Origin of the sequence: Enterobacter sp. MGH 38 (assembly GCF_000492855.1) — a bacterium.
GTDB classification, from domain to species: Bacteria; Pseudomonadota; Gammaproteobacteria; order Enterobacterales; family Enterobacteriaceae; genus Enterobacter; species Enterobacter hormaechei_C.
Genome location: NZ_KI535607.1, coordinates 502,387 through 522,922 on the forward strand (window position 1 = coordinate 502,387; position 20,536 = coordinate 522,922).

At 58.9% G+C, this 20,536-nt stretch carries 20 protein-coding genes; 14 read left to right on the plus strand and 6 right to left on the minus strand.

From position 1 onward, the window contains the following. Positions 1-13: 13 nt before the first annotated feature. Genes hldE through L384_RS18495 form a run of 3 tightly spaced genes read right to left on the minus strand, consistent with a single transcriptional unit; the run spans position 14 to position 5,663 of the window. Positions 14-1,444: a bifunctional D-glycero-beta-D-manno-heptose-7-phosphate kinase/D-glycero-beta-D-manno-heptose 1-phosphate adenylyltransferase HldE gene (gene hldE / locus L384_RS18505; RefSeq protein WP_003862540.1), complete on the minus strand. Its 1,431-nt coding sequence runs from the start codon at positions 1,442-1,444 to the stop codon at positions 14-16. 40 nt (positions 1,445-1,484) lie between these two features. Continuing rightward, positions 1,485-4,340 carry a bifunctional [glutamate--ammonia ligase]-adenylyl-L-tyrosine phosphorylase/[glutamate--ammonia-ligase] adenylyltransferase gene (gene glnE / locus L384_RS18500; RefSeq protein ID WP_003862541.1) on the minus strand — a complete coding sequence of 952 codons (2,856 nt, stop codon included), beginning with the start codon at positions 4,338-4,340 and terminating at the stop codon, positions 1,485-1,487. 21 nt (positions 4,341-4,361) lie between these two features. After that, on the minus strand, positions 4,362-5,663 hold the full coding sequence (locus tag L384_RS18495) for a CYTH domain-containing protein (protein WP_023323758.1): 1,302 nt from the start codon (positions 5,661-5,663) through the stop codon (positions 4,362-4,364). 237 nt (positions 5,664-5,900) lie between these two features. Between L384_RS18495 and L384_RS18490 the strand changes: the two genes are divergently transcribed. Next, the gene (locus tag L384_RS18490; RefSeq protein WP_001303390.1) at positions 5,901-6,521 is read left to right on the plus strand and encodes a TIGR04211 family SH3 domain-containing protein; all 621 of its coding nucleotides are present in this window, start codon (positions 5,901-5,903) and stop codon (positions 6,519-6,521) included. A 60-nt stretch (positions 6,522-6,581) separates the two neighbouring features. Next, positions 6,582-7,823, plus strand: coding sequence for a multifunctional CCA addition/repair protein (locus tag L384_RS18485; RefSeq protein WP_003862543.1), 1,242 nt, complete (start codon positions 6,582-6,584; stop codon positions 7,821-7,823). Between the two features lie 13 nt (positions 7,824-7,836). Here L384_RS18485 and bacA read toward each other — a convergent pair whose 3' ends face one another. Further along, the gene (gene bacA / locus L384_RS18480; RefSeq protein ID WP_003862545.1) at positions 7,837-8,658 is read right to left on the minus strand and encodes an undecaprenyl-diphosphate phosphatase; all 822 of its coding nucleotides are present in this window, start codon (positions 8,656-8,658) and stop codon (positions 7,837-7,839) included. A gap of 105 nt (positions 8,659-8,763) precedes the next feature. Continuing rightward, a complete protein-coding gene (folB, locus tag L384_RS18475) occupies positions 8,764-9,132 on the minus strand; it encodes a bifunctional dihydroneopterin aldolase/7,8-dihydroneopterin epimerase (RefSeq protein WP_003862547.1) in 369 nt (122 codons plus the stop codon). A 107-nt stretch (positions 9,133-9,239) separates the two neighbouring features. On the opposite strand from folB, the gene plsY reads away from it, so the two are divergent. From plsY to ureG, 10 genes are all read left to right on the plus strand, one after another. Then, complete coding sequence (gene plsY, locus L384_RS18470; protein WP_003862548.1) at positions 9,240-9,854, plus strand: glycerol-3-phosphate 1-O-acyltransferase PlsY; 615 nt, start codon at positions 9,240-9,242, stop codon at positions 9,852-9,854. A 92-nt stretch (positions 9,855-9,946) separates the two neighbouring features. Further along, a complete protein-coding gene (locus tag L384_RS18465; protein WP_023323759.1) occupies positions 9,947-11,413 on the plus strand; it encodes an MFS transporter in 1,467 nt (488 codons plus the stop codon). Between the two features lie 156 nt (positions 11,414-11,569). Next, the gene (locus L384_RS18460) at positions 11,570-12,397 is read left to right on the plus strand and encodes an urease accessory protein UreD (RefSeq protein WP_003862554.1); all 828 of its coding nucleotides are present in this window, start codon (positions 11,570-11,572) and stop codon (positions 12,395-12,397) included. Positions 12,398-12,407: 10 nt separating this feature from the next. Then, on the plus strand, positions 12,408-12,710 hold the full coding sequence (locus tag L384_RS18455; protein WP_003862556.1) for an urease subunit gamma: 303 nt from the start codon (positions 12,408-12,410) through the stop codon (positions 12,708-12,710). Between the two features lie 10 nt (positions 12,711-12,720). Continuing rightward, complete coding sequence (locus L384_RS18450; protein ID WP_003862557.1) at positions 12,721-13,035, plus strand: urease subunit beta; 315 nt, start codon at positions 12,721-12,723, stop codon at positions 13,033-13,035. Then, positions 13,028-14,731 carry an urease subunit alpha gene (gene ureC / locus L384_RS18445; RefSeq protein WP_023323760.1) on the plus strand — a complete coding sequence of 568 codons (1,704 nt, stop codon included), beginning with the start codon at positions 13,028-13,030 and terminating at the stop codon, positions 14,729-14,731. Before L384_RS18450 ends, ureC begins: the two co-directional genes overlap by 8 nt. 9 nt (positions 14,732-14,740) lie before the next feature. Continuing rightward, positions 14,741-15,205: an urease accessory protein UreE gene (gene ureE, locus L384_RS18440; protein ID WP_003862559.1), complete on the plus strand. Its 465-nt coding sequence runs from the start codon at positions 14,741-14,743 to the stop codon at positions 15,203-15,205. A gap of 9 nt (positions 15,206-15,214) precedes the next feature. Then, the gene (locus tag L384_RS18435) at positions 15,215-15,754 is read left to right on the plus strand and encodes a HupE/UreJ family protein (protein WP_003862561.1); all 540 of its coding nucleotides are present in this window, start codon (positions 15,215-15,217) and stop codon (positions 15,752-15,754) included. Beyond that, positions 15,754-16,428: an urease accessory protein UreF gene (locus L384_RS18430; protein ID WP_023323761.1), complete on the plus strand. Its 675-nt coding sequence runs from the start codon at positions 15,754-15,756 to the stop codon at positions 16,426-16,428. The genes L384_RS18435 and L384_RS18430 overlap by 1 nt, the downstream gene beginning before the upstream one ends. 9 nt (positions 16,429-16,437) lie before the next feature. After that, positions 16,438-17,055, plus strand: coding sequence for an urease accessory protein UreG (gene ureG / locus L384_RS18425; protein ID WP_022651876.1), 618 nt, complete (start codon positions 16,438-16,440; stop codon positions 17,053-17,055). 87 nt (positions 17,056-17,142) lie between these two features. Here ureG and tsaD read toward each other — a convergent pair whose 3' ends face one another. Further along, a complete protein-coding gene (gene tsaD / locus L384_RS18420) occupies positions 17,143-18,156 on the minus strand; it encodes a tRNA (adenosine(37)-N6)-threonylcarbamoyltransferase complex transferase subunit TsaD (RefSeq protein ID WP_023323762.1) in 1,014 nt (337 codons plus the stop codon). A 236-nt stretch (positions 18,157-18,392) separates the two neighbouring features. On the opposite strand from tsaD, the gene rpsU reads away from it, so the two are divergent. Next, the gene (gene rpsU, locus L384_RS18415) at positions 18,393-18,608 is read left to right on the plus strand and encodes a 30S ribosomal protein S21 (RefSeq protein WP_001144069.1); all 216 of its coding nucleotides are present in this window, start codon (positions 18,393-18,395) and stop codon (positions 18,606-18,608) included. A 115-nt stretch (positions 18,609-18,723) separates the two neighbouring features. Beyond that, positions 18,724-20,469, plus strand: coding sequence for a DNA primase (dnaG, locus tag L384_RS18410; protein ID WP_003862574.1), 1,746 nt, complete (start codon positions 18,724-18,726; stop codon positions 20,467-20,469). Positions 20,470-20,536: the final 67 nt, after the last annotated feature.

Genomic DNA, 20,536 nt, shown 5'->3' on the forward strand with positions numbered 1-20,536 from the left:
ACAGGCCCGTTTTTTACTGACTGTCTTTCTGGATCTTCTTAATGATGTTGGTGGTTGAACACCCGTCCTCAAAGTTGAGCACCATTACTTCACCACCATTCGCCCAGACCTCTTCGCTACCTGCGATTTGCTCTGGTTTGTAATCACCGCCCTTCACCAGCAGGTCAGGCAAAATTCCGGCAATCAGGCGCTGCGGGGTGTCTTCTTCAAATGAGACCACCCAGTCCACCGCTTCCAGCGCGCCGAGCACTATCATGCGCTGCTCCAGCGGGTTAACCGGACGCGTTTCACCCTTCAGACGTTTGGTTGAGGCATCGCTGTTGACCGCCACAATCAGGCGGTCGCCCAGCTTGCGCGCATTCGCCAGATACGACACGTGGCCCGCATGCAGGATGTCGAACACGCCGTTCGTCATCACCACTTTTTCACCGCGTTTGCGCGCGGCGGCAACGGCCACTTTCAGCTCGTCTTCGGTCATGACGCCAAAGCCGGTATCCGCACGCCCACGCACCGCGTTTTCCAGCTCAATTGGCGAAACGGTGGAGGTCCCGAGTTTACCGACGACCACGCCCGCCGCGGCGTTCGCGAAGTAGCATGCTTCTTCCAGGGAGTTACCCGCCGCCAGCGTCGCCGCCAGCACGCCAATCACCGTATCACCGGCACCGGTCACGTCGTACACTTCCTGCGCCTGGGTTGGCATATGCAGCGGCGCCTTGCCCGGTTGCAGCAGCGTCATGCCCTGCTCGGAACGGGTCACCAGCAGCGCAGACAGCTCGAAATCAGCGATGATTTTCATGCCGCGCTCAACCAGCTCTTCTTCAGTTTTGCACTTGCCCGCCACCGCTTCGAATTCAGAGAGGTTTGGCGTCAGCAGGGTTGCGCCGCGATAGCGCTCAAAATCGGTGCCTTTCGGGTCGATCAGCACCGGTACGCTGGCCTTACGCGCCAGCTGGATCATGGTCTGCACGCTCGCCAGCGCGCCTTTCGCGTAGTCGGACAGCACCAGCGCGCCAATATTGCCCAACGCCTGGTTAATGCGCTCGTGCAGCGGCTCGGGATCAACGCCTTCGAACCCTTCTTCAAAGTCGAGGCGGATTAGCTGCTGGTTACGCGACAGCACGCGAAGCTTGGTGATGGTTGGGTGGGTCGGAACAGAAACGAAGTCACACTTCACATTCACGTCCGCCAGCGACTTGCTCAGCGCACGCGCCGCATCGTCAATGCCGGTCAGGCCAACCAGACGCGAATGTGCGCCCAGAGAGGCTATGTTCATCGCCACGTTTGCCGCGCCACCGGGACGCTCTTCAATGGTGTCGACCTTTACCACCGGTACCGGTGCTTCCGGAGAGATGCGGCTGGTCGGTCCATACCAGTAGCGATCCAGCATCACATCACCGACTACCATAACTCCAGCACGTTCAAACTCTGGCAGTGTTACTTTCATTCCTGACTCCAGAAAGATTCACAATTTGCGCGCGATAATATCACACTTGTTTTGTTACGCACGGTTCCACTAGCCACTTCTGCCAGCTTGTAGTCACCTGCGCGCGTTCGTCGGCGAAACAGTCCAGCGCCACATGGCCCGGCTGTTCCTGTAATGCCAGATGGTGCAACTCATCACGCAGTGTGGTGTAGGCGCGGGTTAAGGCCTGCGCCTCCTGCTCATCCATAATGTCGTTCTGCGCCAGCAGTTCCAGTATGCGCACGTTATCCGACCAGCGGGTCAGCTTCGGTTTATCGTGCGCGTGCAGCAGCACCAGGTACTGAGTGATAAACTCAATATCGGTAATCCCGCCTTCATCGGCTTTGATATCAAAGCGATCGCGATGTTTGTTGCCAAGGTGCGCGCGCATCTTCTCCCGCATTTCCCGCACTTCGGTTTGCAGCGTACTGCCCTCGCGCGGGGTCGTCATGACCGCCTTGCGGATCGCATCGAACTGCGTTTTGAGCTGCGGATCGCCATACACCACGCGGGCGCGCACCAGCGCCTGATGCTCCCACGTCCAGGCTTCGTTCTTCTGATAGTCGGCGAAAGCCTCCGTCGAGGTGACCAGCATGCCTGCCGCGCCGGACGGGCGCAGACGCGCATCCACTTCATACAGAATGCCGGATGAGGTGCGGGTGCTGAACAGGTGCATAATGCGCTGGGCCAGACGCAGGTAGAACTGCCGTCCGTCAATCTCACGTTCGCCGTCGGTCATGACGTCTGCCGGACAGTCGTGGAGGAAAATCAGATCCAGATCGGAGCTGTAGCCCAGTTCCCAGCCGCCCAGCTTGCCGTACCCCACCACCGCAAAACCGCGGCCTTCACGGTCAGCAAGGTGCTTCGGCTGGCCGTAGCGGGCTACCATCTGCACCCACGCCTGATGGACAACCGCGTCGATGATCGCTTCCGCCAGCCAGGTTAAGTGATCGCTCACTTTCATTACCGGCAGGGTACCGGCGATATCTGCCGCCGCCACGCGCAGCATCTGTGCCTGCTTAAACTGACGCAGCGCCTCAAGCTGTTGCTCTTCGTCCTCTTCAGGTACGCGCAGCAGATACTGACGCAGCTCGTCGCGGTAGGCATCCGTCGCCGTCGGCTGATAGAGGGTATTCGGGTCGAGCAGTTCGTCCAGCAGCAGCGGATAACGCGCCAGCTTGTTCGCCACCATCGGCGAGGCGGCGCAGAGGGAAATCAGGTGCTTCAGCGCGCCGGGAAACTCGCTTAACAGCTCAAGGTAAGTGGTACGCGTGACGATCCCGCTCAGCAGCGGCATCATGCGCGACAGCGGCACCGGCGCATCGTCGCGGGAGCAGACATCGCTCAGCAGATGCGGCATCAGATGATCCAGCACCTGACGACCGCGTGGGCCAATAGCGCGTTTGTTCAGTTCGAGGCGGAAATCGGCAATCAGCGCCACCACGCGATGGCGGGCATCGTCGCTTAAGTGCGCCAGCACCGGCGTGGTGTCATCTTCCTGGAGCGCGTCCTGCCACAGTTCGCGCCAGTGCTCGGAGAGCGCATCGTCCTGCGATTCAGTTTCGTCGTCGCCGATCAGATCGTTAAAGATGCGGCGCACGCCCGCCATATGCGCTTCCAGCCGTTGCGTCAGCGCCGCCCAGTCATCCACCCGCATCCCCCAGGCCAGACGCGCCCGGTTCAGCTCATCGCCCGGCAACGTCTGGGTCTGTTCGTCGTTGATACTTTGCAGCAAATTTTCCAGACGACGCAGGAAGAGATAAGAGTCACGCAGCGTTTGCGCGTCGCCTTCCGGCAGCAGATGCAGCTGATCGATAGCGCTTAGCGTCGGCAGCAGCGAGCGGGATTGCAGAGAAGGTTCACGCCCGCCGCGTATCAGCTGGAAGACCTGGACGATAAATTCGATCTCACGAATACCGCCAGCACCGAGCTTGATGTTGTCTTTCAGGCCACGGCGACGCACCTCGCGGGCAATCATCCCTTTCATATTTCGCAGGGACTGGATAACGCTGAAGTCGATGTAGCGGCGGAACACGAACGGGCGCAGCATGGCGCGCAGCTCGTTGGCGTAGGCATCGTCGCTGTCGCCCATGATCCGCGCTTTGACCATCGCGTAACGCTCCCAGTCGCGACCCTGCTCCTGGTAGTAATCTTCCAGCGCGGCAAAGCTCAGCACCAGTGGCCCGCTGTCGCCAAACGGACGCAGGCGCATGTCCACGCGGTAAACAAAACCATCCTGCGTGGGCTGATCCAGCGCCTTAATCAGCCGCTGCCCCAGACGAGTAAAGAACTGGGCATTGTCCAGCTCGCGACGGCCGCCGCGCGTGGAGCCGTTCTCGGGCCAGGCAAAAATCAGATCGATGTCTGAGGAGAAGTTCAGCTCGCAGCCGCCCAGCTTGCCCATCCCCAGGATCAACAGTGGCTGAGGAACCCCTTCCTCGCTGCACGGCGTGCCCCACTCTTTACAGCAGGCGGCGTAGAGCCAGTCCCGCGCGGCGACGATCAGCGTCTGCGCCAGCTCGCTCAACTGCTGCAAGGTGCTCTCTTCACTCACCAGCTCCAGCGCCTGCGCCCAGGCAATGCGTACCATCACCCGGCGGCGGAACTGACGCAGAACGCGCATCAGCGTGGCTTCGTCTGCCACCTCTGCCAGCGCGGTTTGCAGCCAGCCAGCATAATGCCGCCACTCGTCAGCCTGCGGCGGCGCGCTTTCCAGCTCTGCCAGCCAGTCCGGGTTAGCGCTGACGCTCTCCTGCACAAAATCACTGAACGTGAGCACGCTTTTCGCCTGCTCGCTTAACGATGACGCGGGTAACGACTCAGGCAGGCGTTCGCAAACGGTCTGCCAGTGCTGCTGTAACTGCGAAGAAAGCGGCATATCAGGGGTTCCTTGCCAGAATTAACGTTTTCCGCTGTGCAGCCAGTACGGATCCTGCGAAATGGCCTCGTTGCGGAAATGCTCGATCTCAATCTGCTGACGGGTCTCGATGGCATGCTTAAGCCCCTGCCAGTTCTCCAGCCAGGCCTGCGCCTTCACGCCCTCATACGCACCCGACAGCAGCAACATGCTGTCGATGTTACGCGCCAGGCGGGGAAGCTGATCGCCATACTGGTCGCCCAGCGGATGCGCAAAGGTGGTTCTCAGTTCGGCCGCGTGACGGGAGAGGTGGATATCCGCAAAACGTTTGAAGTTTTCCGCAATTTTGGCCTGCCCTTTCGCATCGAGGAAGGTGCGCCAGCCGCGCGTCACCAGAAATTCGGTCAGCGCCAGTTTCGCGCTGGCGTTTTGCGGGCTGTAGATCGCCGTTTGTGCCGACACGTCGGAAAGCATCAGCGTTTCGGTTTGAGTGAGCAAATCACGTAAGTGAGTGCTGGCTTTACGCGGTACAATGCCGCCAAAGAGCGTCAGGGTATGACGTACCAGCCCCATAGCGGCCAGCACCTGTTTTTTGGCATTTTTCACGTTACGCGCCCACAGCTCCTCGTGGAACTGCCACTGAGAGAGTGCCAGCTCCAGCGCCGCTTCCATCCCCTGCTCAACGGAGGCTTTCGGCACAACGCGCAGAATCGGGGTTTCTCGCAGCACGCGCGGCGCATTCCCGGCGGCCAGGTGATAGCCGCGTGCCGCTTTACTCAGGCTGCCCTGACGCAGTCCAGGCTGGTTCACCAGCTTGCGCGCCAGCTTCAGCACATCGCTCGCGTCGCCTTCAAGCAGTTCGAGTTCCAATTCGCAGATCGGCTCCTGCTCTTCACCAGCCTTAATTTCACCCCGATCAAACGCGATCTCAATGCGGCTCTTGCCTTCCGTCACCAGCCATTTCTCGCGCCAGAAATCGGTGCTGAACAGCGGTTGCGCCTCTGCCGACAGCGTTGCGGGCAGCATCCCTTCCGGCCACACTTCCGCCGGAAAACGATCCAGCTCAAGTTCTGGCTTACTGATGTCGATATTGTATTCCGGACGCTGGTGTAAACCGCCCACCACGCGACCGGCGATTTTCATCGTCATCTCGTAGCGCCCGTTCGCACCCCGGATGCGCAGGCCCATATCATGGTTGCGCAGCCAGTTGTCCGGCGTTTCGTAATAGATGTTGAGCAGCTGTACGGGTTCATGGTGCTCGCCGGACAGCGTATTCAGATGCTGGCGGAGCGCGTCAGCGCTGTCTTTTTCGACGATAAACTTTAATTCGATCTCTTGTGCCATAGCCTTGTACTTTTGCGTGCGTCACAGACGCGTCGATGAAGGCGAACTTCCTCGCCATTTGTTTGTCAGTACATAGTATTTTGCGCCAAATTGCCACGCAATGAGCAATTTGACGGGCGTAAAAGTTTAAAGCGGTGGAAATCATGACACAGATGATTCCGATTGATGATGAATCCTTTGCGTAGCGACACTGATACCACTACTATCGTTCCACTTTTTATGAAAATAACGACTGATATGCTTAAATTACGCCTGATTGGACTTACTTTACTCGCTTTTAGCGCCGCAACCGCGGTCCACGCTGAAGAGAAACGTTACGTTTCTGATGAACTGAATACCTGGGTACGCAGCGGCCCTGGAGACAATTATCGCCTCGTGGGTACGGTAAATGCCGGCGAGGAAGTGACCCTGCTGCAAACTAACGCAGACACCAATTACGGTCAGGTTCGTGACAGCTCTGGCCGCACCTCATGGATCCCGCTGAAAGAGCTGAGCACGGTGCCAAGCCTGCGCACCCGCGTGCCGGATCTGGAAAATCAGGTGAAAACCCTGACTGACAAGCTGAACAACATCGACGGCACCTGGAACCAGCGCACCGCAGAGATGCAGCAGAAAGTGGCGCAAAGCGACAGCGTGATCGCCGGTCTGAAAGATGAAAATCAGAAGCTGAAAAATGAGCTGATCGTCGCGCAGAAGAAAGTGAACGCCGCGAATCTACAGCTGGATGACAAACAACGCACCATCATCATGCAGTGGTTTATGTATGGCGGCGGAGTGCTGGGCGTCGGTCTGGTGCTGGGTCTGGTGCTTCCTCACCTTATCCCAAGCCGTAAACGTAAAGACCGCTGGATGAACTAACTCGTCTTCTCTGCCACACTTACGTATCATCTTGCGAAAAGAGAAAACGGGAGTGTTGGCGTGAAGAGTTATCTGGTCGGTGGTGCGGTACGTGATGCGTTATTAGGTCTGCCGGTCAAAGATAAAGACTGGGTCGTGGTCGGTGCCACGCCCGAAGCGATGATTGACGCGGGCTACCAGCAGGTAGGCCGCGATTTTCCTGTGTTCCTCCATCCGAAAAGCCGGGAAGAGTACGCCCTGGCGCGAACCGAACGGAAATCCGGTTCCGGTTATACCGGCTTCACCTGCTATGCCGCGCCGGATGTGACGCTGGAGCAGGACTTACTGCGCCGCGATCTCACCATTAATGCCCTGGCGCAGGACGAAAACGGCCATATTATCGACGTCTACGGCGGCCAGAACGATCTGCGCGACCGTCTTTTACGCCATATTTCCCCCGCCTTTTCTGAAGATCCGTTACGCGTACTGCGCGTGGCGCGTTTTGCCGCCCGTTATGCCCATCTCAGCTTCCGCATCGCCGACGAGACGATGGCGCTGATGACGGCCATGACCGACGCGGGCGAGCTGGAACACCTGACGCCAGAACGCGTCTGGAAAGAGACCGAAAACGCCCTGACTACCCGTAATCCGCAGATCTTTTTCCAGGTTCTGCGCGACTGCGGGGCGCTGAAAGTGCTGTTCCCGGAAATAGATGCGCTGTTTGGCGTGCCCGCCCCGGCGAAATGGCACCCGGAAATTGATACCGGCATTCACACCCTGATGACGCTGAGCATGGCCGCTATGCTCAGTCCTGAAGTGGACGTGCGCTTTTCCACTCTCTGCCATGACCTCGGCAAAGGGTTAACGCCAAAGGAATTGTGGCCACGCCATCACGGGCACGGTCCGGCTGGCGTAAAGCTGGTTGAAGGGCTTTGCCAGCGCCTGCGCGTGCCGAATGACATTCGCGATCTGGCAAAGCTGGTCGCCGAGTTCCACGACCTGATCCACACCTTCCCGATCCTGAAACCCGCCACCATCGTCAGGCTGTTCGATAACATTGACGCCTGGCGCAAGCCGCAGCGCGTGGAGCAAATTGCGCTGACCAGCGAAGCCGACGTGCGCGGCCGCACCGGGTTTGAAGCGTCCGATTATCCGCAAGGCCGTTTGCTGCGTGAGGCGTGGGACGTAGCGAAAGCGGTGCCAACGAAAGAGGTGGTGGAGGCAGGGTTTAAAGGCCCGGAGATCCGCGAAGAGCTGACGAAGCGGCGGATTGATGCGGTTGCGGCGTGGAAGGAAAAACGTTGCCCTCAGCCGAAAGACTGAGGGCGGTCGGTCATCAGAAGAAGACCACGTACACGGCAGCCGCGACGATAAAGCGGTAGATCGCGAACGGAATAAACGAAATACGCTTAATCAGTTGCAGGAAGGTTTTGATGGCGATCAGCGCCACAATGAAGGCGGTGATAAAGCCCACGGCGAACATCGGAATGTCACCCACGGTCAGGAAGCCGATGCTTTTGTAGAGATCCAGCGCGGTGGCGCCCATCATCATCGGCACCGCCAGCAGGAACGAGAACTCAGACGCCGCGTAACGGCTCACGCCCATCAGCATCCCGCCGGAAATGGTTGCCCCTGAACGGGAGAAGCCCGGCCACAGCGCCAGACACTGGAAGCAGCCAATCATAAACGCCTGACGATACGTCATATCGTCCAGACCTTCCGCACGCGGGGTTTTTGGCTTCAGCACTTCGGCGGCAATCAGCAGGAAGCCGCCGACAACCAGCGCGTACATCACGTTAATCGGGTTGAAGAGCGATTTAATGGTGTCGTGGAACACCAGCCCCAGCACCACTGCCGGGATCATCCCGAGCAGAATATGAATCAGCGTCAGACGCCCCTTGCCCTCTCCTTCACGCTGCGGCAAACGCCCGAAGTGGATGCCGATCAGACCAAACAGACGACGCCAGAACATCACAACCACCGCCAGGATAGAGCCCAGCTGAATCACCACCTCAAACGTCTTTGCGGTATCGCCTTCAAAGCCCAACAGATGGCCAACGATAATCATATGGCCCGTACTGGACACCGGCAAAAACTCCGTCAATCCTTCGACCACACCCAGTATTGCCGCCACCAGCAGCGAGTGCATATCGCTCATCTATAAACCCCTAAAAAGATATAAAAAAACGGTTGCCACAACGGCTACCGTGAAACATACAGCTCTAAGACCGATATAACCTAAAATGGTTTAGCTATTATGACGTTAAATCTTTCCTTTCAGATTTGTGCCACGCTCGATAATCACGCCCACGTTGGCGGCGCGCGCCACCGCGCCCGGCTTGCTTAGCTTAATGCGCACCCACGGGGAGTTAAATTTGCTCAGCAGCAGGTCTGCCACCTCTTCCGCCACGCGTTCTACCAGCGCAAATCGTTGTCCTTCCACATGGCCGATGACCGTTTCACTGATGTCGGCGTAGCTCAGACAATCATTCACATCATCGCTTTTCGCTGACTTGCGGTTATCCCAGCCCATTTCGATATCGAACACCAGTTTCTGCTCGATGGTCTGTTCCCAGTCGTAAACACCAATTGTGGTGATTACCGAAAGTTGCTCTATAAATACAATATCCATCACGACCTGCCTGCTTTTTGGCTAAACCGGATACCACTTCCGGCGAATTATGCGTATTATCCACAGATGCTGAGAATACAGATACATTTTCAAAACGGAACAGCGTTATGAGTGCAATCGCGCCTGGAATGATTATCCTCGCCTACCTTTGCGGCTCAATCTCCAGCGCCATTCTGGTCTGCCGCATCGCCGGGTTGCCTGACCCGCGTGAAAGTGGTTCCGGGAATCCGGGGGCGACCAATGTACTACGAATTGGCGGCAAGGGAGCAGCCGTAGCGGTTTTGATTTTTGACGTTCTGAAAGGAATGCTTCCCGTCTGGGGCGCGTATGCGCTCGGCGTCACACCCTTCTGGCTGGGGCTGATAGCCATCGCCGCCTGCGTCGGCCACATCTGGCCTGTTTTCTTTGGTTTTAAAGGCGGTAAAGGCGTGGCCACTGCGTTTGGCGCGATTGCGCCGATCGGCTGGGATCTCACCGGCGTGATGGCGGGCACCTGGCTGCTGACCATCCTGCTGAGCGGTTATTCGTCGCTGGGCGCCATCGTCAGCGCACTGATCGCCCCGTTCTATGTCTGGTGGTTTAAACCGCAGTTTACCTTCCCGGTGTCGATGCTCTCGTGTCTGATCCTGTTGCGCCATCACGACAACATTCAACGCCTGTGGCGTCGTCAGGAAACGAAGATCTGGACGAAGCTCAGACGTAAAAAGAAAGACGCTCAGTAAACCGTTCGTTATGCCTTATAACCAAATGTGATTTTTGTCACCTTCTGCCTGTGGTAACTGTTAGAGACACAACACAACCACACAAAAAGAAAATGGCAGAAATCACAGATTCAACTCCCCTTCCAGCGGCAGCAAACACCCCGGATGGCGACATCAGGTGGGTACGCAGCGCATCGGACGTTTCACGTCTCGTTAATGACGGCTCTCAGGGCCGGGCCAATGCCCGCATCGTGGTCGGTATCGCGCTCGGGGGAATTTTTCTCGATGCCTACGATCTCGGCGCGCTGGCATTCGGCATCAAAGACATCACCCGCGAATTTAACCTGACGCCCGCCGGTACCGGCATGGTGGCTTCAGCCATTACGTTTGGCGCGATTGTCGGGGCGCTGCTCGGCGGCTATCTTACGGATAAAATCGGGCGCTACCGCGTCTTTATGGCCGACATGGTATTCTTTGTCGTTGCCGCTATCGCCTGTGCGCTGGCCCCGAACGAATATGTGCTGGCGGGCGCGCGCTTTGTGATGGGTCTTGGCGTTGGGATCGACCTTCCCGTCGCGATGGCGTTTCTCAGCGAGTTCGCCAGACTGAAAGGCCCGGGGAATAAAGCCTCCAGCGTCGCGATGTGGTGTCCCACCTGGTATGCGGCCATCAGCATCTCTTATCTTCTGGTGCTCTTCTTTTACGCCGTGCTGCCGGAAAGCCACAGCGACTGGCTCTGGCGTCTGATCCTTGGCTTTGGCGCGGTGCCCGCGCTGGTGATTATCGCCATCCGCAGCCGCTATATGAGCGAATCCCCGGTCTGGGCGGCGAATCAGGGCAATCTGAAGGAGGCGGCGTCCATCCTGCGGCAGTCATACAACATTAATGCCCACGTACCGCAGGATGCGCTCGACCAGCCCGCGCCTGTTGTGAACAAGGCAAAATGGTCGAACTACCTGAACCTGTTCCGCGGTATCTATCTGCGGCGTACCACGCTCGCCACGCTGCTGTCGGTCGTCTCCTCGTTCGCCTATAACGCCGTAGCCTTTGGCCTGCCGGTGATCATCTCCAGCTTCTTTGTGCAGTCGATGCTGACGACCATTCTGATCTCGCTGGCGCTTAATCTGCTGTTCGCGTTTGTCGGCGGGCTGCTGGCGGTGCGCTATGTTCCGCGCTTCGGCGCATGGCGGATGTCACTGGCGGGTTATGCGTGCCAGCTGGCGGCGCTGCTCGGCCTGGCGCTGATTGGCCGCCCTGACGGGTCCACGGAAGGCGTGGTCGCCGTCGCGATGCTGGCGCTGTTCCTGTTTGGCCAGGGTTTTGGTCCGGGTGCGCACACCATGACGTTTGCCTCTCTGAGCTACCCGACCTCGCTGCGCGGTGTGGGTGTGGGGCTTAACCAGACGCTGATGCGCAGCAGTTCAACGCTATCACTGTTTCTGTTCCCGCTGCTGGTCGCCTCGCTGGATACCGCCGTGTTCTGGGTGATTGCGCTGGCGCCGTTTATCGGCCTGGCCTCGCTGCTGGCGATCCGCTGGGAGCCGTCGGGGTATGATGTGGATGCAGAGGATTATCGCTAGCCTTTCTTGCCGGGTGGCGCTGCGCTTACCCGGCCTACATTACTGAAACCGGCTCACATGATCCGGTTTTTTTATCCATAAGCGACTCATATGACAGCCTTCATTTCCGCCAGGGCATACTGAAACGTATCCCGATAGTGCGGAAGTGGAAGCACCATGTTAGCAACTCAGGTCACTGATAATTCATACAAAGGCTGGCAGGCCTCGCTTGCCCTCCAGTTTTGTCATACCCCTGAGAAAACCCTCCTCCATTCCGCGCGTCACACCGGGCCACTTACCGTTCAGCGTCCGTTTTATCCCGAAGGGGAAACCTGCCACCTTTACCTGCTGCACCCGCCAGGTGGAATTGTGGGCGGGGATACGCTGGATATTTCCGTGCGGCTCGACGCCAAAAGCCATGCCCTCATCACCATGCCCGGCGCCAGCAAGTTCTATCGCAGCAGCGGCCCGCTGGCCTGCCTCAGTCAGCATTTTTACCTCGACGAAGAGGCCACGCTGGAGTGGCTGCCGCAGGACACCATTATTTTCCCCGGCGCTAACGCCGCGCTGCGTTCCGTCTTTCACCTGCACGCCACCAGCACGCTGCTGGCGTGGGAGCTGTACTGTCTGGGCCGTCCGGTGATAAACGAAACCTTCAGCCAAGGCACGCTGGAGAGCCGCCTTGAGGTGTGGGTGGATGGCGAGCCGCGTCTGATTGAGCGACTGCATCTCAGCGGTGGCGATCTGACGCCCGTCGCGGACCATCCGTGGGTCGGCACGCTGCTGTTCTATCCGGCCCGGGAAGCACATCTCGACACGGTGCGCGAGCGGCTCGCCCCGCTGGAAAACTTTGGCGGGGCGACGCTCACCGACGATCTGCTGTCGGTGCGTTTTCTCTCGCACGACAACCTGATTTGTCAGCGGGTGATGCGCGATATCTGGCAGTCGCTTCGCCCGCTTTTAACCCCCAAAACCGCCTGTTCGCCGCGCATCTGGCAGACATAAGAGAAACGCTATGGAACTGACTCCCAGAGAAAAAGACAAGCTGTTGCTGTTCACCGCCGCGCTGGTTGCCGAACGCCGCCTCGCGCGCGGGGTAAAGCTCAACTATCCGGAATCGGTCGCGCTGATCAGCGCCTTTATTATGGAAGGCGCGCGCGATGGCGAAACCGTCGCCTCGCTGATGGAAGCCGGCCGCCACGTCCTGACGCGCGATCAGGTGATGGAGGGCGTACCGGAGATGATCCCGGATATTCAGGTGGAAGCCACCTTCCCGGACGGATCCAAGCTCGTCACCGTCCACAACCCGATCGTGTAAGGAGCGCGTGATGATCCCAGGTGAATACCGGATCCAGTCCGGCAACATTGCTCTCAACGTCGGGCGCGAAACCCGAAGCGTGATAGTGGAAAACCACGGCGACAGGCCGATCCAGGTGGGATCGCACTATCACTTTTACGAGGTCAACCCGGCGCTGAAGTTCGATCGCGAGGCCACCCGAGGCTACCGGCTGAACATCCCGGCGGGCACCGCTGTGCGCTTCGAGCCCGGCCAGAAGCGGGAAGTGACGCTGGTGCAGGTGACGGGCGCACAGCGCATTTTCGGTTTTCGCGGCGAGATCATGGGCGAGGTGAAACATGGCTGAGATTTCACGCCAGGCGTATGCCGATATGTTCGGCCCCACGACCGGGGATAAAGTGCGGCTGGCCGACAGCGAACTGTGGATCGAAGTAGAAGACGATCTCACGATCTACGGAGAAGAGGTTAAATTCGGCGGCGGAAAAGTGATCCGCGACGGCATGGGACAGGGGCAGATGACCGCCGACGACTGCGTGGATCTGGTGCTCACCAACGCGCTGATCGTCGATCACTGGGGGATCGTGAAAGCGGATATCGGCGTAAAAAATGGGCGGATCTTCGCCGTCGGCAAAGCCGGAAACCCGGACATTCAGCCCGGCGTGACGATCCCGATTGGCGCAGCAACGGAAGTGATCGCCGCCGAAGGCAAGATTGTCACCGCTGGCGGGATCGACACCCATATCCACTGGATCTGTCCGCAGCAAGCGGAAGAGGCGCTGGTCTCTGGCGTCACCACCATGATCGGCGGCGGCACCGGGCCCGCGGCAGGTACAAACGCCACCACCTGCACGCCGGGGCCATGGTATATCGCCCGCATGTTGCAGGCTGCCGATACGCTGCCGGTGAATATTGGCCTGCTGGGCAAAGGGAACAGTTCAAACCCGGACGCGCTGCGCGAGCAGATCGCGGCAGGTGCCATCGGGCTTAAGATCCACGAAGACTGGGGTGCGACGCCTGCGGCCATCAACTGCTCGCTGGAGGTCGCTGAAGAGATGGATATCCAGGTGGCGCTGCACAGCGACACGCTGAACGAGTCCGGTTTTGTCGAAGATACGCTGGCCGCCATCGCCGGGCGCACCATCCACACCTTCCACACCGAAGGGGCGGGCGGCGGCCATGCGCCAGATATCATCACCGCCTGTGCGCACCCGAATATTCTGCCCTCCTCCACCAACCCGACGCTGCCCTACACGGTCAACACCATCGACGAGCACCTGGACATGCTGATGGTTTGCCATCACCTCGACCCGGATATCGCCGAGGACGTGGCGTTTGCCGAATCCCGCATTCGCCGGGAGACCATCGCCGCCGAAGACGTGCTGCACGATATCGGCGCGTTCTCACTCACCTCGTCAGATTCACAGGCAATGGGCCGCGTGGGGGAAGTGATTATCCGCACCTGGCAGGTCGCGCACCGCATGAAGGTTCAGCGCGGCGCGCTGCCGGAAGAGACCGGCGATAACGACAACTTCCGGGTGAAGCGCTATGTCGCCAAATACACCATTAACCCGGCGCTGACCCACGGCATCGCCCATGAAGTGGGCTCGATTGAGGCGGGCAAGCTGGCGGACCTGGTGGTCTGGTCCCCGGCGTTCTTCGGCGTCAAGCCCGCCACCATCGTCAAAGGTGGGATGATCGCCTGCGCACCGATGGGCGATATCAACGCCTCGATCCCCACGCCGCAGCCGGTGCATTACCGCCCGATGTTTGGATCGCTGGGCGCCGCGCGCCACGCCACGCGGCTGACGTTTGTCTCGCAGGCCGCCAGTGCGAACGGCATCCCGCAGCAGCTCAACTTGCAGAGCGCCACGGCGGTGGTGAAAGGCTGCCGGACGGTGAAAAAGGCGGACATGATCCACAACGCTCTGCAACCGAACATCACCGTCGACTCGCAAACCTACGAGGTGCGCGTCGACGGCGAACTGATTACCAGCGAACCGGCTGACGTTCTGCCGATGGCGCAACGCTATTTCCTGTTTTGAGGAGTGATGATGATTTATCTGACCCAACGCCTGGACCACGCACACCCGACTACCGCCAGCGTCACGCTGCCGATTGACGTGCGGGTGAAAAGCCGCGCCCGCGTGGCCCTGAACGACGGTCGCGAAGCCGGGCTGATGCTGCCGCGCGGTTTGCTGCTGCGCGGCGGCGATCTGCTGACCACCGACGACGGCAGCGAGGTGATCGAAGTGATCGCGGCCCCGGAGTCGGTTTCCGTGGTGCGCTGCGCCGATCCGTTCCTGCTCGCCCGCGCCTGTTACCACCTGGGCAACCGTCACGTGCCGCTGCAAATTATGCCCGGCGAGCTGCGCTACCACCACGACCACGTTCTTGACGATATGCTGCGTCAGTTCGGGCTGGAGGTGACCTTCGCCAGCCTGCCGTTTGAACCGGAAGCGGGGGCTTACACCAGCGATGCCCACAGCCATGGCCACTCCCACGCTCATTCACATTAAGGACTCATCATGCGCAAGTATTTACCGCTGTTTCTGCTGGCCTTTTCCGTTCCGGCGCTTGCCCATCCGGGCCACGGGACCGACAGCTTCCAGGCCGGATTTCTCCATCCGCTGACCGGGCTGGATCACCTGCTGATGCTGACGGGGGCTGGCGTGCTGTCCGCCCTGAGCGGCCGCAAGCTGCTGCTGCCGTTAGCAACGCTCGGCATGATGCTTGCTGGCGCCGTTGCGGGCAGCCTGCTCGGCGGTTTTAGCGGCATGGAGATGCTGATTATCGCCTCGCTGGCGGTCTGCGGCGTAATGATGTTTAAGACTGAAAATCGCCTGCTGCTGGCGGTGCCAGCCCTGGCGATGTTCCACGGCTGGGCGCACGGCGTGGAGATGTCCGGCCACAGCTTCTGGCTCTTCACCAGCGGGTTTATGTTAGCCAGCGCCACGGTGCTGTGCGCCAGCTTCGCGGCAGGGCTGCTGCTGCGCCGTCACGACGGCCTGCGTAAAACCTTCGGTGGCGGGCTGATCGTCTCTGCCCTGCTGGCGCTGATGAGCTGATGGAGCACGCCCGCCAGCGGCTGCGCCTGATGCAGCTCTCCAGCAGTAGCCTGCCGGTCGGATCGTTTACCTGGTCGCAGGGGCTGGAGTGGGCCGTTGAGGCCGGGTGGGTCACGGACGCTGAGGCCTTCAGGCGCTGGCAGATCCAGCAGATGGAGCAGAGCTTTTTCTGCGTCGACCTGCCGCTGTTTATACGCCTTTATCGTGCCTGCGAGAAGCAGGACGTCGCGACAGCAAAACGCTGGACGACATACCTGCTCGCCTGCCGGGAAACGCGCGAGCTGCGCGATGAAGAACGCAACCGTGGCGCGGCCTTTACGCGCCTGGTTAAAAGCTGGGAACCCGCCTGCCCGCCAGAATGGTTGCCGCTGTTGACGCAGAGCCAGCTCTGCGGCATGGCGTGGCTCGGCGTGCGCTGGGGCATTAGCACGCGTGAGCTGGCGCTGAGCCTGGGCTACAGCTGGATTGAGAGCGCGGTGATGGCGGGCGTCAAGCTGGTGCCGTTTGGGCAGCAGGCCGCACAACAGCTGATTATCGACCTGAGCGACCATTTTGCCGCCGGGTTTGAACAGGCATTTTTACGTGGCGACGACGCGCTGGGGGCCGCTACGCCGCTGTCCGCCATCGCCTCCGCGCGCCACGAAACCCAATATTCACGACTATTCCGTTCCTGAGGAGTCAATATGGCTGATTACAAACATCCCCTGCGCGTGGGCGTGGGCGGCCCGGTAGGGTCGGGCAAAACCGCCCTGCTGGAAGCGCTCTGCAAGGCGATGCGCGATACCTATCACCTGGCGGTGGTGACTAACGATATCTACACCAAAGAGGATCAGCGCATCCTGACCGAGGCGGGTGCGCTGGAGCCAGAGCGCATCGTGGGCGTGGAAACGGGCGGCTGTCCGCACACCGCCATCCGCGAAGATGCTTCAATGAACCTGGCGGCGGTGGAAGCACTCAGCGAGAAGTTCGGCAATCTGGATCTGATCTTCGTCGAAAGCGGCGGGGATAACCTGAGCGCGACCTTTAGCCCGGAGCTGGCGGACCTCACCATCTACGTCATCGACGTGGCCGAAGGGGAAAAAATCCCGCGCAAGGGCGGGCCGGGGATCACCAAATCCGATTTTCTGGTGATTAACAAAACCGATCTCGCGCCGTACGTCGGCGCCTCGCTGGAGGTGATGGAGCGCGACACCAACCGCATGCGCGGCGAGCGTCCGTGGACCTTTACTAACCTGAAAGCGGGAGACGGTCTGGGAACGATCATTGCGTTTCTGGAAGAGAAAGGGATGCTGCGGGTGTAGTGCGGGTTATTGCCGGGTGGCGGCTTCGCCTGACCCGGCCTACGGTTTTGTAGGCCCGGTAAGCGCAGCGCCACCGGGCAAAAAAACTCACGCCTCCGGCAGCTCCGCCAGCGGCCAGCGCGGACGCACGGACACGCTCAGGTCAGCCGTTGCGCCAGCGTTCAGGCGCACCATCCCGGCGTAGGCGATCATCGCCCCGTTATCGGTACAAAATTCAGGACGCGCGTAGAACACTTCCCCACGACGCTTTTGCATCATCTCTGCAAGCTTCGCGCGCAGCGTACGGTTGGCGCTCACGCCGCCTGCCATCACCAGGCGCTTAAAGCCGGTCTGATCCAGCGCGCGTTTGCACTTGATCATCAGCGTATCCACCACCGCATCTTCGAACGCACGAGCGATGTCGGCACGCGTCTGCTCGCTGTCGTCGTTATTGCGGATGGTGTTCGCCGCGAAGGTTTTCAGACCGGAGAAGCTGAAATCCAGCCCCGGACGATCAGTCATCGGCCGTGGGAAGACAAAGCGCCCTCCCGTGCCCTGTGCGGCCATTTTCGAGAGCATCGGGCCGCCCGGGTAATCCAGCCCCAGCAGCTTGGCGGTTTTGTCGAAGGCTTCACCGGCTGCATCGTCAATTGACTCGCCCAGCAGCTCATACTTGCCAATACCCGTTACGCTGATCAGTTGGGTATGACCACCGGACACCAGCAGCGCCACAAACGGGAACGCTGGCGGATTGTCTTCCAGCATCGGCGCCAGAAGGTGCCCTTCCATATGGTGAACCGGAATGGCCGGAACATCCCACGCGAAGGCCAGTGAACGCCCTACCGTTGCGCCGACTAGCAGCGCGCCGACCAGGCCCGGTCCTGCGGTATAGGCCACGGCATCAATATCTTTTGCACTCAACCCGGCCTCTTTCAGCGCCGCCTGGATCAGGGGAACCGTTTTACGCACGTGGTCACGAGAGGCCAGTTCAGGCACGACGCCGCCGTAGTCAGCGTGCAATTTCACCTGACTATACAGTTGGTTGGCCAGAAGCCCTTTTTCGTCGTCGTAAATCGCGATGCCGGTTTCATCGCAGGATGTTTCAATACCCAGTACACGCATGACTTGTTTTACCTCGTTTCAATACCGCGCAGTGTAGAGCCTGGGCGGATTGTTGTAAAACTTTGTTCGCCCCAGGAAGAAGCCTCGTGTATACTCCTCACCCTTATTAAAGTCCCTTTCAAAATCGCATCGGTGCTTTACAAAGCAGCAGCATTTGCAGTAAAATTCCGCACCATTTTGAAATAAGCTGGCGTTGATGCCAGCGGCAAACCGAATTTATTAAAGGTGAGAGTTACATGCCGGTAATTAAAGTACGTGAAAACGAGCCGTTCGACGTAGCACTGCGTCGCTTCAAACGTTCATGCGAGAAAGCAGGTGTTCTGGCTGAAGTTCGTCGTCGTGAGTTTTATGAAAAACCAACGACCGAACGTAAGCGCGCTAAAGCTTCCGCTGTGAAACGTCACGCGAAGAAACTGGCTCGCGAAAACGCACGCCGTACTCGTCTGTACTAATCTGTTGAGGGCCACAGCCCTCAATTGACAGACAGAGTTGTAGTCGTAAGGCCGTGCTTCCGGAAGGAATGCGCGGCTTGTTTTCGTTTATAAGTCGCTTAAATTTTTGGGGCATATGGCCGGAAGAATCCCACGCGTTTTCATCAATGACCTGCTTGCCAGAACTGACATCGTCGATCTCATCGACGCGCGGGTGAAGCTAAAAAAGCAGGGCAAGAACTACCATGCGTGCTGTCCGTTCCATAACGAAAAAACCCCCTCTTTCACCGTAAACGGTGAAAAGCAGTTCTACCATTGCTTCGGCTGTGGCGCACACGGTAATGCCGTTGATTTTTTGATGAACTACGACAAGCTCGAGTTCGTTGAAACCGTCGAAGAGCTGGCGGCGATGCATAACCTTGAAGTGCCGTATGAAGCGGGCAGTGGGCCAAGTCAGATCGAGCGCCATCAGCGGCAAACGCTGTACCAACTGATGGATGGCCTGAATTCGTTTTACCAACAGTCTCTTAAGCACTCTGCGGCTGAGCCTGCGCGTCAGTATCTGAACAAGCGCGGACTGAGCGACGATGTGATTGCGCGTTTCGCTATTGGTTACGCCCCGCCCGGCTGGGACAACGTGTTAAAGCGTTTTGGCGGCAATAGCGAAGATCGTAAATCCCTCATCGACGCAGGCATGCTGGTCACCAACGACCAGGGACGAAGCTACGACCGCTTCCGTGAACGGGTGATGTTCCCGATCCGCGACAAGCGTGGCCGGGTGATAGGTTTTGGTGGTCGCGTGCTGGGTGATGCCCTGCCGAAATACCTTAACTCCCCGGAAACCGATATTTTCCATAAGGGCCGCCAGCTTTACGGTCTTTATGAGGCACAGCAGGATAATGCGGAACCTCCGCGTCTTCTGGTCGTCGAAGGCTATATGGATGTTGTTGCGCTGGCGCAGTACGACATTAACTATGCCGTTGCGTCGCTGGGAACGTCCACCACGGCGGACCATATCCAGCTGCTGTTCCGCGTCACCAACAACGTGATTTGCTGTTACGACGGTGACCGCGCAGGACGCGACGCCGCCTGGCGAGCGCTGGAAACCGCGTTGCCGTATATGACCGACGGGCGTCAGTTACGCTTTATGTTCCTGCCCGACGGTGAAGACCCGGATACGCTGGTGCGTAAAGAGGGCAAAGCGGCGTTTGAAGCGCGGATGGAGCAGGCTCAGCCGCTCTCCACGTTTCTGTTTAACAGCCTGATGCCGCAGGTTGATTTGAGTACCCCTGACGGGCGCGCGCAGCTCAGCACGCTGGCGCTGCCGTTAATCAGCCAGGTGCCCGGCGAAACGCTGCGCATCTATCTGCGTCAGGAGTTAGGCAACAAGCTCGGCATTCTGGATGACAGCCAGCTTGAACGTTTAATGCCGAAACAGGCTGAAAACGGCACGGTACGCCCCGCGCCTCAGCTAAAACGCACAACCATGCGTATACTGATAGGGTTGCTGGTACAAAACCCCGAACTTGCTCCGCAAGTGCCGTCGCTGGCGGGTTTGAACCACGAAAAATTGCCCGGGCTTGGCTTATTTTCAGAATTGGTCAACACTTGTTTGTCTCAGCCAGGTCTGACCACCGGACAACTTTTAGAGCATTATCGCGGCACAAAAGAGGCCGCTACCCTTGAAAAACTGTCGATGTGGGACGATATAGCAGATAAGGATATCGCAGAAAAAACGTTCACCGACTCACTCAACCATATGTTTGATTCGATGCTTGAGTTGCGCCAGGAAGAGTTGATAGCTCGCGAGCGCACCCATGGCCTAAGCAGCGAAGAACGCCGGGAGCTCTGGATGATTAACCAGGAACTGGCGAAGAAATAAAAAATTTAACGGCTTAAGTGCCGAATATCGATCGGGAAGCCCCCGGCAGCCGCACTGAGAGGCAGCG